The following is a 12,732-nucleotide window of genomic DNA, read 5'->3' as shown; positions in this document are numbered from 1 at the left end:
CTCACAAAGCCAAAAAAGCGTCTACGCTGTTTTAAGGTTCTGATCACCGACCAGTGATGGAGAAACTATGAGTTCATCATGTATAGAAGAAGTCAGCGTACCGGATGATAACTGGTACAGAATCGCCAACGAATTGTTAAGTCATGCGGATATTACAATTAATGGTTCCGCCCCGTCTGACATTCGTGTAAAAAATCCTGATTTTTTTAAGCGTGTCCTGCAGGAAGGATCGTTGGGGTTAGGCGAGAGTTATATGGATGGCTGGTGGGAATGCGAGCGGCTGGATATTTTTTTCAGCAAAGTTTTACGTGCCGGCCTTGAAAATCAACTCCCCCACCATCTTAAAGATACGCTCCGCATCCTCGGCGCACGTCTGGTTAATCTGCAAAGTAAAAAACGCGCCTGGATAGTCGGCAAAGAGCATTATGATCTTGGTAATGACCTTTTTTCCCGTATGCTCGATCCGTATATGCAATATTCCTGCGCTTACTGGAAAGATGCCGATACGCTTGAAGCCGCACAGAAAGCTAAGTTGAAATTAATTTGTGAAAAACTTCAGCTTCAGCCGGGAATGCGCGTACTGGATATCGGTTGTGGTTGGGGCGGCCTGTCGCAATATATGGCGACTCAGTACGGCGTTAGCGTAGTGGGCGTAACCATCTCCGCTGAACAGCAAAAAATGGCGCAAACGCGTTGTGAAGGATTAGATGTTTCCATTCTCCTGCAAGATTACCGCGACCTTCACGAGCAGTTTGACCGTATCGTCTCCGTCGGGATGTTCGAACATGTCGGGCCGAAAAACTACAACACCTATTTTGAGGTCGTAGACAAAAATTTAAAACCGGACGGCCTTTTCTTACTCCATACTATTGGTTCTAAAAAAACCGATCATAATGTCGATCCGTGGATAAATAAGTATATTTTCCCCAATGGTTGCTTACCGTCTGTACGTCAAATCGCCGAGGCCAGCGAACCCCATTTTGTGATGGAAGACTGGCATAACTTTGGCGCCGACTACGATACCACCCTGATGGCGTGGCACGAGCGTTTTATCAATGCCTGGCCGGAAATTGCAGGCAATTATAACGAGCGCTTCAAACGTATGTTCAGCTATTACCTCAACGCCTGCGCTGGCGCGTTTCGCGCGCGCGATATCCAGCTTTGGCAGGTCGTATTTACGCGCGGCGTTGAAAACGGTCTGCGCGTTCCTCGCTAATTACCACCCCCGCGTGTTATGCGGGGGCTTATTCCACGCTCTGTCAGGAAATATCAGACGGGTGTTTAACCGCTTTTTCTCGCGCAGTCAGTACGCGCTCTACGGTATCGACAATCGCCTGTGTCTGCGGATCGATCTCAATATTGACGCGCTCACCCAGTTTTTTTCTGCCAAGGGTAGTACGCTCCAGCGTCTCTGGAATCAGATGCACGCAGAATCGCGTCGGCGTTACCTCGCCGACGGTTAAACTAATCCCGTCGACACCGATAAAACCTTTGTACAGAATATATTTCATCAGTGAGGCATCCTGTACTTTAAACCATACCTGATGGTTATTTTCAGAGGTCAGGATTTTCGCAATCTCAGCCGTAGTGATAATATGCCCCGACATCAGATGTCCGCCGATTTCGTCGCTGAATTTAGCGGCGCGCTCTACGTTAATCTCATCACCCACCTTCAACTCGCCCAGATTGGTGATACGCAGGGTTTCTTTCATCAAATCAAAGCTTATCTGATTACCGTTTATTTCAGTCACGGTTAAGCAACATCCGTTGTGCGCCACGGACGCCCCTGTCTCTAACCCTTCCAGCATGTAGTCCGGTAATGTCACAACATGGGTGCGAAAGTTGGGTTTTTCATCAATCGATACCAGTTTCGCGGTACCTTGCACGATCCCCGTAAACATATCTTCAACTCCTGAAATAAATAAAAGCAGAACTGCTCAGCACAATAGCAGGTGGAAAAACAGCTTGCCAGCAATGCCCCGTTAACAACGCTTTTTTCACTGGAGAAATAGTAATACCTCGCTACAATAGACTGAAATTTCCCCCGCTCTTTCTTTTGGCTGCCACTACGGCGGCGCTTTAGTCTTTCATATAACAACAAAATAAAAGGTGAATACGTGCAGAATTATACCAGTGAAGCGCGTCAGTTATTAGCGTTAGCGATACCGGTAATCCTTGCGCAAGTGGCTCAGACCGCAATGGGATTCGTCGATACCGTCATGGCGGGCGGCTATAGCGCTACGGACATGGCCGCCGTCGCTATTGGCACCTCGATCTGGCTTCCCGCCATTCTGTTTGGTCACGGCTTATTGCTGGCGTTAACGCCTGTAATTGCGCAACTCAACGGTTCCGGCCGTCGCGAACGTATCGCGCATCAGGTTCGGCAAGGATTCTGGCTGGCCGGCTTTGTATCAGTACTGGTGATGATCGTCCTGTGGAACGCCGGGTATATTATCCGCTCCATGCATAATATTGATCCGGCGCTGGCCGATAAAGCCGTAGGCTATCTTCGCGCGTTATTATGGGGCGCACCGGGATATCTTTTCTTTCAGGTGGCGAGAAACCAGTGCGAAGGCCTGGCAAAAACCAAACCAGGTATGGTAATGGGTTTTCTGGGGCTACTGGTCAATATTCCGGTTAACTATATTTTCATTTACGGGCATTTTGGTATGCCAGAGCTCGGCGGCATCGGTTGCGGCGTTGCCACTGCCGCTGTCTATTGGGTGATGTTTATCGCCATGCTTTCTTATATTAAACATGCGCGCTCAATGCGCGATATTCGTAATGAAAAGGGCTTTGGCAAACCCGATAGCGCCGTCATGAAGCGTCTGATTCAACTGGGGCTGCCCATAGCGCTGGCGTTGTTCTTTGAAGTAACATTGTTTGCCGTCGTCGCACTGCTGGTTTCGCCTTTAGGCATTGTGGATGTCGCCGGCCACCAGATTGCGCTTAACTTTAGCTCGCTGATGTTCGTGCTACCGATGTCGCTGGCCGCGGCGGTGACGATTCGTGTGGGTTATCGCCTGGGCCAGGGCTCTACACTGGATGCGCAAACCGCAGCGCGAACCGGTTTAGGCGTTGGCGTGTGTATGGCGGTGATCACCGCTATTTTTACCGTTACGCTGCGTAAGCACATTGCTTTACTTTACAATGACAACCCCGAAGTTGTGGCGCTTGCCGCGCAATTAATGCTGCTCGCGGCGGTTTACCAGATTTCCGACTCCATTCAGGTTATTGGCAGCGGTATTCTGCGCGGTTATAAAGATACGCGTTCCATCTTTTTTATCACTTTTACTGCATATTGGGTGTTAGGTCTACCCAGCGGGTATATTCTTGCGTTAACGGATCTGGTGGTCGATCGTATGGGGCCGGCAGGGTTCTGGATGGGTTTTATTATCGGCCTGACTTCTGCGGCGGTGTTAATGATGCTACGAATGCGTTATCTACAACGGCAACCGTCCTCTGTTATTCTGCAGCGCGCTGCGCGTTAATACGACAACAGCCGCCTCACGGCGGCTATTTTATCGACACGTTGCGCATTTCCGCCGCAATCAGGTGATTTCAGAAAGAAAATTGTCATTTCCCTCTTGCCTCATTCCGACTGTGCCGCTAATATTCGTCCCCGTTGTCACCTACAACGTTGCGTTCATAGCTCAGTTGGTTAGAGCACCACCTTGACATGGTGGGGGTCGTTGGTTCGAGTCCAATTGAACGCACCATCTTACATTTTATGCGTCTGTAGCTCAGTTGGTTAGAGCACCACCTTGACATGGTGGGGGTCGATGGTTCGAGTCCATTCAGACGCACCAATCAGTGATCGCTCTGCAATATCTGCATTTTCCATTATATATGCTCCGTTTCACACAGCCACCGTCTGCTCAGACAGAAGCATTATAGCTTTTCCGTCCATTTACTGAGCCGGGATTGCGGTTTGCCGCTGGCGTCAATAGCCCGCCCATCCGGCAGCCAGCGTTCGCTTCCCCTGGTGAGTTTGCCATGATCGTAATGCTGGCGTACGACAAGCGCGCCATCCGGGTAGAACTGTTCGCTAAGCTGATGACGCAGGCCATGCTGCCACTGTTCGCACAGTTGCAGTTGCCCGGTGGGGTAAAAACTGCGGCACTCGCCGTGCAGTTGCCCGTCGAGCCAGTTTTCTTCACGTATCAGCGTCCCGTCTTCCGCAAAATAGCGGGCGATGCCGTCAGGCCGACCCGCCCGATAAGTCCGCCGCATAGCCAGCTCCCCGTTGGGATGCCACTGCTCCATATCGCCATGCAATACCCCCTGCTGATAACGCAGAACCGCCTGTAAGCCCCCGTGTTCTTCAATCCGCATCTCGCCTTCAAGCTGGTTTTCGCTAAGTCCGCACTGGATGCAGGTACCATCCTGCTGCATATCAAGATTTTCACTCATCAGTTAATCCTCACCAGTCCGCCTTTGATAATCAGCATCCCGCCGCCGTCCACCGTCTGGGTGGCGCTGGCCTTGCTGGTGAGCGTGGCCTTCGCTTCATGACTGATGGTGGCCGCTTTCTGGGTGAGCGACGCTTTCGCTTCGCTGGCGATATTGGTGGCGTCCAGCTTCAGACCTGACGTCGCGCTGGCGCTAAGATCAGCCCCGCTTTTCAGGTTCAGAGTTTTACTGCTTTCCAGCGTCAACGTGCCGCTGACCTTGATCGTCAGGTTGCCGTCAACGTTGAGGGTATAGTTGCCCTTCACCTTGTGCGTCTCGTTGCCGTCCACCGCGTGTTCCTGATCGCCTTTCACCGTTACGCTACGCTTGTCTTTCACCTCCAGCGTGTCGCTACCTTTTTCGATTTTCACCGTCCGGTTGCCCTTTTTCAGGGTGACGGTTTCATTGCCCTCTTCAACGATGCGGGTGCGGTCGTTTTTGACGCTCTGGATCTCGTCATGGCTGACCGTGGTTTTACTGTCGTTCAGCACGGTGAGCTGAAAATCTTTTTGTGCCTGCATCGCCAGCAGCTCGGCATCTTTTTTATCGTCGAAGCGTAGTTCGTTGAAGCCTTTTTCACTTTTGGTTTTAATGCCTGACTGGGTCTGGTTCGCCGGAAGTGCATAGGGCAGCGCATTCGCACCGTTGTAGACGCAGCCGGTAATCAGCGGTTTATCCGGGCTGCCGTCGATAAAGCTCACCACCACTTCCTGACCAATGCGCGGGATAAACTGCGCGCCGAAGCCGTTGCCGCTCCAGGCGGTGGCCACCCGCAGCCAGCAGGAGCTGGTTTCGTCGCTTTTGCCCTCTCTGTCCCACGGGAACTGCACCTTCACCCGCCCGAGTTTATCCGTCCAGATCTCCTCTCCGCTTTTACCCACCACCGTCGCCGTTTGCGTATGCATAAAGGGCTGTGGCGTCACGGCGAGCGGGCGATACGGTGTGGCCTTCGGGATGGCGGTAAAGCGGTTGCGGTAGTGTTCGCCGTCGTATTCATGGCTAACGGCGGTGACCAGCCAGTCGATGTTGAGGGATTTGTCATCATGATCGGTGAGGGTAAACCAGTGTCCAGCCATTAGCGCCGCGCAGTCGCTTTCACCCACCAATTGTTTCGCCTGCGCCTTCAGGGCGTTAACCTTCCACGCCGCCAGCGCGTCGCCTTCGGCTTTGACGCTAAAGCGGCCCGGATGCTGATACTGCATGCCCCCTTTCTTCTCACCTGCCTGCGAAAACAGCGCGGCTTTTGGCTGCTCGTAGTTATAGTCGCTGCCCTGAAAGCCCTGGGCGGTCGCCTGCAGATGCAGCTGTGCCGAACGAATCATGCCGGTTTCCCGCGCGCCGCTCTGCGCCGCCTGATATTTCACCTTTTTCTCGCCGGGAATGGGCGGGAAAGCGCTATTATCATCCGCCAGCACCAGGGTGTGCTTGCCTTCTGCATGGGTGAAGAACCAGCAAATCCCCTCCTGCTCCAGTAGCCGCGAAATAAAGTTGAAGTCGCTTTCGTTATATTGCAGGCAGTATTCACGCTTCGCCGGTTTGCTTTTCAGCTGGAATTTGTAGTCGCTAAATCCGCCGTCTTTAAATACTTTCTCGACGATTTCCTGCGCGCTGAGGTTCTGAAACACACGGTTGTTGCTGGAGAGCGTCAGCCACCACAGCCAGGGTCGCAGAACAAACTGATAGCGATCGGCGTTGCCGGTCGCCGGAAGCTGGTGGGCTTCGGCAATCAGGGCGTCGTAGTTGGCGTCATTGATGGTAACGGTCAGATGGGTCGCCAGCGCGCTGTCTAAGGTTAATGGCGCGGAGGTGGTTGCGGCAATGGTGGCGGTGGTCAGGGTGTTAAGTTGGGAATCGGTGTAAGCGGTCGCAACGGTAAGGCCGGTTAGATTCGGGGCGGTAAGTTTGATGATGGTGGTGTCGGGCATAAGAAATTCCTTTTATACTTTGTTGCTATATGCTTATTACTCGGTGGAGCTACGCTTACCAGACTTATATAGACCCGCCGGATAAGGCGAGGCTGCTATCCGGCAGTTCTGTATCCCGAATAAAGTGATTACAGATTATTTAACAATACTTTTATCCGCTCCTTACTATTTAAGATTTCTTAGAAATAAAATCAACTCTTTTCACTCTTTCCATAAAATAAGAAGCATGCCCGTCTGTAGATTTCCCTGATGCTTTTGAAAAAGCCTTATCCCTAATTAATTGCAAAAAACCATAATAAAATCCGCTCTCATTGAATAATTTCATAAATGAATATTCTTCTTTTATTTTAGCCTTCCCGGAATCATATTCTTTATATTTTTCATTACGAATTTCAAGTGCAACGCCTCGAACAACATCTTCAATCCTTTGTTTCGTTATTTCTACTAATATCTCATGTTGAATAGAACTTTCAACATTAAACTCAGCACCAATAGCTGATTCCGAACAAAAATAATGTAAATAACCGACAACATGTCTTTTCCCTTTACCATCTGGTTCGCAATAAGGTTCTAATGGCAATAAGCTCACCTCTCTCATTATTTTTTCTCTTTGTAAAAGAGATAACCCACCATGAAGTTGCTCACAGGATTTACATGTTCTTCTGTCTCCTTGTGTTGCTGCACCACAATAAGTTTCTCTACTAGTAGATTCTCCTATTTTTTTTAGTGAATTTAAAAATTCAATAAATTTTTTATTTGCTTTATATTCACTAGGGAAATATGATGAAATTTCATCAAAAACAGCACGCCATATAGAAGCAGATACAACATTATGAGCATTTGTTCCGGGAACATTTTCGATATTAGGATTACCACAAATTGGACATAATAATGGAATATCTCTTTTACTAGTTCCACTTTCTAAAGCAGTAGCAACCAAACAAGTTAACCCAGCACTATTAGTAAAAAAAATACTCCATTTATTCGTATGCTTACTATCATCATCCTTTATCACTTCTATTTCGCAACGAAGCCCTTCAGAAGATGCACAAACTGTAAAAATAGATCTTATAACATCTAAGTTCTGAACAATTGTTCTTTGCTTGCTAATTATGTCCTTTACTTTTGAAATCGCAGTATAAACCCAATCACAAATGGAATCATTATAAGATAAAACAATCGCCATACCCCCTCCATATCGAGAACAAGTTAAATTCTATTTTTTTCAAGGATTTTATTTATAAGCGTATTTTCTATATTTCTCACATCCCCTGCCCTGGAAAAAAATGATAAATCTAAAGCTATATTATTTATAATATTCAACTTCTCCCCCGTCGCCACAAAATACCGCTGTGCTAATTTCTCCAGTTTCGCCAGCACAATTCCTTTTAATATCTCCTCATCCAGTGCGCGATAGGCCACCGTGGTCATCCGCGCTAAAAACGCCGGGCGGAAATGACGCAGCAGTTCCTCACGCAGCGCCTCGTTAAACTGCTCGCTATTTAATTCAGCCGCCGGCGTTTCCAGAATTAATTCCGCGCCGACGTTGCTGGTCGCCAGCATCACCGTATTTTTGAAATCGACAATCAGCCCGGTGCCGTCTTCCATTACCCCTTTGTCGAAAACGTTATAAAACGCCTCCAGTACGTCCGGGTGTGCCTTTTCGATTTCGTCGAGCAGCACCACCGAATAAGGCCGACGGCGCACCGCTTCGGTTAACGCCCCGCCGCTACCATAGCCAACGTAGCCCGGCGGCGCGCCTTTAAGCTGGCTGACGGTGTGCGCCTCCTGATATTCAGACAGGTTGATGGTGATCAGATTGCGTTCGCCGCCGTAGAGGGCGTCGGCCAGCGCATAGGCAGTTTCGGTTTTGCCCACACCGGTTGGCCCCACCAGCAGGAACACGCCGACCGGCTTTTGCGGATCGGTCAGGCCGCTGCGGTAGGCGCGCAGGCGCTGGGCGATAGTCTCCAGCGCCATCTGCTGCCCCATCACACGCTCGCTCATCCGGTCTACCAGGGTGCGCAGAGCGTGGGCTTCATCGGTCTGCATCTGGCCTATCGGGATCCCGGTCCAGCCGCTGATCACCGAAGCCACGGTGGCGGGATCGACGCAGTCCGGCACCAGCGGCACTTCTTCACGTAGCTGGGCGGCGGCGGTTTCCAGTTTGCCAATCAGCGCCGCGCACTCCACCAGCTCCTCTTCCAGTTCATCGTCTTCTTCCAGCCGCACGCTGAGATCCAGCATCCGCTGACGGGCGGCCTGCAGCTCGCCGACCCGCTGGCGCTCATCCTGCCAGCGCTCCTCCACCTCCCGCGCCTGCTGGTGGAGTTTTTCCGCCTGCGCCGCCAGGTCGCACAGCCGGTCGTGATGATCGACGCCCACCAGCAGTTCGCGGTTCAGGCGCGCGCTCTCTTCCTCGATGGCCGCCAGATGCTGGCGGATCTCCTCCAGCTGGGGCGGCACGTCATGCTGCGCCAGCGCCACCCGCGCGCAGGCGGTATCGAGCACGCTGATTGCTTTGTCCGGCAACTGGCGACCAGAGATATAGCGCTGCGAGAGGCGCACCGCCTCGCGGATGGCGGTATCCAGAATTTGCACGCCGTGATGCGCCTCCAGTTTATCGGCCACCGCCCGCAGCATCACCACCGCACCGTTCTCGTCCGGCTCTTCAATCTGGATACGCTGAAAACGGCGGTCCAGCGCCGGATCCTTCTCGAAATACTTTTTATACTCCTGCCAGGTAGTGGCGGCGATGGTACGCAGTTCGCCGCGCGCCAGCGCCGGTTTCAGCAGGTTGGCGGCGTCGCTGCCGCCTTCGGCGCCGCCCGCGCCAATCAGCGTATGGGCCTCGTCGATAAACAGAATAATCGGCTGCGGGGATGTTTTTACCGCCTCGATCACGCCGCGCAAACGCTGTTCAAACTCGCCTTTCACACCAGCGCCTGCCTGCAATAGGCCAAGATCGAGCGAAAGTAACACCACCTCGCGCAGGGGAGGCGGTACCTTGCCTTCGGCGATGCGCAGCGCCAGCCCTTCAGCGACGGCGGTTTTCCCCACGCCTGGCGCACCGACCAGAATCGGGTTGTTCTGCCTGCGACGCAGCAGGATGTCGATACACTGGCGGATCTCCGCATCGCGCCCGATGATCGGGTCGATCCGCCCTTCCCGCGCATCATGAGTCAGATCGTGGGTGTATTGTTCAAGCACGCCGCCACTATGCCGTGGGGTTTCGCCTTTTACCGGTTTTGCCGCATCTTCCGCCGCTCCCCGGCACCACTCTCGCCATTGGTTCTCCAGCATCTCAGTGGGAATTTTCAACAGCAGCGGCATTCCCTGCGCCAGCTGGACGCGCAGGCGGTCACGAGTCAGTAATGCCAACAATACCAGCGCGGAACGTACCTCGGTATGATTCTGAAAGGTCGCCTGTAAAATGGCACCCTCCAGCAACTCAACCAGTTGCAAAGAAAATACCGGCATCCGCGTACAGCCTGTTTTGAACTGTCCCTGCGCGCGCAGGATCTCATCGCGCAGAGCGTCAACCGGGATCGCTGCGCCGTTAAGACAGCAAACGAAATCACAATGCTCATCATCCAGTAGCGCCAGTAACAAATGTTCCGGCTCCACGAACCAGTGGCCCTGCGCCCGGCTGCGTTCTGCTGCCTGCTCCAGGGCGCGTAAACAAACCGGATTAAGTTTTTGTACCAGTATTTTTAAATCCATTTAACGCTCTCCTTAAGAGATTGTTGGCAACAAAACGACGTGAGTCGGCGTCCGGTCAGTTGTGCGCTGTAACCCAGACACGGCGGCCTGGCGCGATCCAGATGATTATCCAGACGCAGCGTTCCTCTCATCATTAGCAGCAGTTCCACCCCTGCGCCAAACCAGAGTCTGCCGAGCCAGCCAAGCTGGATAAATCCCCTGCCGCCGGGGAGAAAATCCCGCCACTGCGCCGCGTCGCGGGCCTGCAAATGCAGGCGCAGCGCCGCATGCTGATTCCAGGCGTGCCTTCCTGCCACGCTGTTGCGCCCCAGACGACAACCGGTGCGGCTGATGGCGGCAGGCGGCAGTGCCTGCCAGCGGCCGATAAACTCTTCGGTATGCACCGTAATATTAAGTACCGCGGCAACCAGCGTCACAAAACCAGCCGTTGACCGTCTGCGATTGGCCAGTAGTCCGCTGTACGCCAGAATGTTAGGCGTCGCAGCGCCCTGTTGCGCCTTACTATCAAAACCACACAACGCGCGCATAATGGCAAACCCCGGCGCGTCTTCACGACGGGCGTAGGGCGTCGCCAGCCGGTACAGGCTCAGACTGCGATAGTGATGGGCAAATAAACGGCGCTGAAACAGATTTAAAAAATTCTGCGGCGCCCGTACCTTATCCTGCGCGGCCTGTTGCAACACTTCCAGCCAGGCGTAAGGCAAAACGCCGTCTGCGCCGCCAGGGCCGAGACTGCGAACCTGTAACCTGCCGTCGCGCAGCACGCCGGTTTCCGAAGGCGTAAACGCCAGCCCCAGCTCACCACACAACTGCGGCGAGTCGCCGCACAGTTGCAGCAACCTGACGCACTGCTCCAGCGAAAAGCGCCACGGTTCGCGGCGCAGTTGCGCGATTACGCTATCAATGCGCTCTGCCCGGTCTCGCTCCATAACGGCAGCGCCTCCTCTTCATCCTGTAATACGGTATGCACAAAACAGTTCGCCGTGGCGTTACGCGCCAGAAAACGGGCGACAATGGCGGCAAACAGCAGCCGGCTACTGGCGGTAAACGCGGCGGGATCCAGCGTCAGCGTGACCCGGATACCGTTGCGCCATCCGCGCCAGGCGTCCTGCCCGTAATGCTCACTCACCCGCTCGCAGCGCATATCGCTGATACCATTGATTTGTTGCCAGACGGCTGCCGATGCGCCGGATGAGGCATACAGGGCCAGCATCTCTTTAAGCGACGCCAGCGCCATTTCGCCCTCCAGCAGCGACAGGTGATTCAGCGCCAACGAAGAGACCAGCTTCCAGCGGGCGTCATGCTGACGCGCTGGCGATGATGGCGGTGTGGGCGTTCCTGACAACTGTACCCGGGCTATCGGGCCGGGAAAGTCGAAAATCAGCGGACTGTCGGCAGGAAGTTGCACAGCCGTTTCGCCATTGCTGCACCACAATTTTGCCGTTATGCTGGCTTCTTCAGCGCTTTCCCTCGGGTCGAACCGGCTATCCACCAGCGTCAGCCACAGCGCGTTATCCTCTTTGTCGTTGCGCCGCGCGTACCAGAACCAGCGGGCGTCGCTGTGCCCCTGCGCTGAGTAGTACGGCGGTACGTTGCAGGCCTTTTGCTGATGACTCAGCCATAGCGCTTGCACGCGATAGATCTGGATATTTTTATCATGATGATCGGCCACCAGCCGGTATTCGCTACGCCGGTGATCCACCATCAGCGGCTCTGCGGTACGGGGAAAGAGATTCACCACCGGCGTGCAGCCAAGGCGAATATCGTGCGGTTGAAGAGGCAGCGGCGAATCAGGTGCCTGATTAAACGGAATGCAGAGCGTCAGGATCTCCTCCTCGCCGCCCGGCGTTATCGGCAAATCAAAATACATTAATGCCTGTGGCGCGTGGATCCAGGCGCTTAAGGCCAGGCCCCCCGACTCCACAGCGGATTCGCAGGGCAATATCTGCTCCGCATGGCGCAGGCCTGCGGGCTGTGGGCGCAGCGGGCCAATGGTGTGTGCGTAAAGCAAATCAAACAGCGTGGCGTTAATCTGCGGCGACCCGTTAAGACAGATGCGCAACGATTTCATCGCCAGCGTCGAAAAACGGTATGGCGGCAAACAGCGTAGTTGGATGCGTAGTGCGCTGCGTGCCTGTTGCAGGCCACTGTAGTGTTGCGCAACTGAGGCGTCGCACCACTCCAGCGTCTCGATAACGACAGGCCATAGCGTTTGCGCAAGGGTGGTGCGCCACCAGACCGTTTCGCCGCTCTTCGTCAGCGCGTACAGCGGCGTGCCGGCAGGCAGGGTATAACCGTGGGTCAGATCGCCCGCCAGCGGGTCGGGGGTAAAGCAGGCGGTGGCGCTGGCGGGAAAAGGCCGCATCAGATGCGGAGAAAGCAGCTCCAGCAGCGAAGCGCTGAGTTCGCTGAAACCGTCGTCCAGCCGGCGTTGCAGGCGGGCGCTTTGCAGGGCGAATCCTTCCAGCAGCCGTTCCACATGCGGATCGGGACAGTCGAACTCGCTCAGGCGAAGCCGGGCAGCGACGTCCGGGTGCTGGCGGGCAAACTCGCCGCTTACCGTACGCAGCCACCTGAGCTCTTGCAGATAGTCATCCAGTAATCGATCGTCCATTGATCCTCCCCGGAAGGG

General features: G+C 53.8%; 9 protein-coding genes and 2 tRNA genes. 4 read left to right on the top strand and 7 right to left on the bottom strand.

Annotated features, from left to right (window positions below; all coding sequences use genetic code 11):
- Positions 1-67: 67 nt before the first annotated feature.
- Positions 68-1,216 carry a cyclopropane fatty acyl phospholipid synthase gene (cfa, locus tag SBG_RS06500; RefSeq protein ID WP_000098873.1) on the top strand — a complete coding sequence of 383 codons (1,149 nt, stop codon included), beginning with the start codon at positions 68-70 and terminating at the stop codon, positions 1,214-1,216.
- 43 nt (positions 1,217-1,259) lie between these two features.
- Here cfa and SBG_RS06495 read toward each other — a convergent pair whose 3' ends face one another.
- Positions 1,260-1,901, bottom strand: coding sequence for a riboflavin synthase (locus SBG_RS06495; protein WP_000493975.1), 642 nt, complete (start codon positions 1,899-1,901; stop codon positions 1,260-1,262).
- Positions 1,902-2,117: 216 nt separating this feature from the next.
- Between SBG_RS06495 and mdtK the strand changes: the two genes are divergently transcribed.
- From mdtK to SBG_RS06480, 3 genes are all read left to right on the top strand, one after another.
- The gene (mdtK, locus tag SBG_RS06490) at positions 2,118-3,491 is read left to right on the top strand and encodes a multidrug efflux MATE transporter MdtK (RefSeq protein WP_001182067.1); all 1,374 of its coding nucleotides are present in this window, start codon (positions 2,118-2,120) and stop codon (positions 3,489-3,491) included.
- Positions 3,492-3,642: 151 nt separating this feature from the next.
- Positions 3,643-3,719, top strand: a tRNA-Val gene (locus SBG_RS06485).
- Positions 3,720-3,732: 13 nt separating this feature from the next.
- Positions 3,733-3,809, top strand: a tRNA-Val gene (locus tag SBG_RS06480).
- Between the two features lie 82 nt (positions 3,810-3,891).
- Here the strand turns inward: SBG_RS06480 and SBG_RS06475 are convergent.
- From SBG_RS06475 to tssF, 6 genes are all read right to left on the bottom strand, one after another.
- Positions 3,892-4,413, bottom strand: coding sequence for a toxin-antitoxin system YwqK family antitoxin (locus SBG_RS06475; protein ID WP_001293697.1), 522 nt, complete (start codon positions 4,411-4,413; stop codon positions 3,892-3,894).
- The gene (locus SBG_RS06470) at positions 4,413-6,377 is read right to left on the bottom strand and encodes a type VI secretion system Vgr family protein (protein WP_001113490.1); all 1,965 of its coding nucleotides are present in this window, start codon (positions 6,375-6,377) and stop codon (positions 4,413-4,415) included. The genes SBG_RS06475 and SBG_RS06470 overlap by 1 nt, the downstream gene beginning before the upstream one ends.
- Positions 6,378-6,546: 169 nt before the next feature.
- On the bottom strand, positions 6,547-7,563 hold the full coding sequence (locus SBG_RS22535; protein ID WP_015702850.1) for a hypothetical protein: 1,017 nt from the start codon (positions 7,561-7,563) through the stop codon (positions 6,547-6,549).
- 23 nt (positions 7,564-7,586) lie between these two features.
- Positions 7,587-10,100, bottom strand: a complete 2,514-nt coding sequence (gene tssH, locus SBG_RS06460) for a type VI secretion system ATPase TssH (RefSeq protein ID WP_000364403.1) — start codon at positions 10,098-10,100, stop codon at positions 7,587-7,589.
- Complete coding sequence (locus SBG_RS06455) at positions 10,091-11,029, bottom strand: type VI secretion system baseplate subunit TssG (RefSeq protein WP_043942424.1); 939 nt, start codon at positions 11,027-11,029, stop codon at positions 10,091-10,093. Before SBG_RS06455 ends, tssH begins: the two co-directional genes overlap by 10 nt.
- Positions 10,993-12,714 (bottom strand): type VI secretion system baseplate subunit TssF, encoded by a 1,722-nt coding sequence (gene tssF / locus SBG_RS06450; RefSeq protein ID WP_000342708.1) that lies wholly within the window; start codon positions 12,712-12,714, stop codon positions 10,993-10,995. The genes SBG_RS06455 and tssF overlap by 37 nt, the downstream gene beginning before the upstream one ends.
- Positions 12,715-12,732 lie beyond the last annotated feature (18 nt).

This window comes from Salmonella bongori NCTC 12419, from assembly GCF_000252995.1.
GTDB classification, from domain to species: domain Bacteria; phylum Pseudomonadota; class Gammaproteobacteria; order Enterobacterales; family Enterobacteriaceae; genus Salmonella; species Salmonella bongori.
This window is presented reverse-complemented; position numbering and strand designations above follow the sequence as displayed.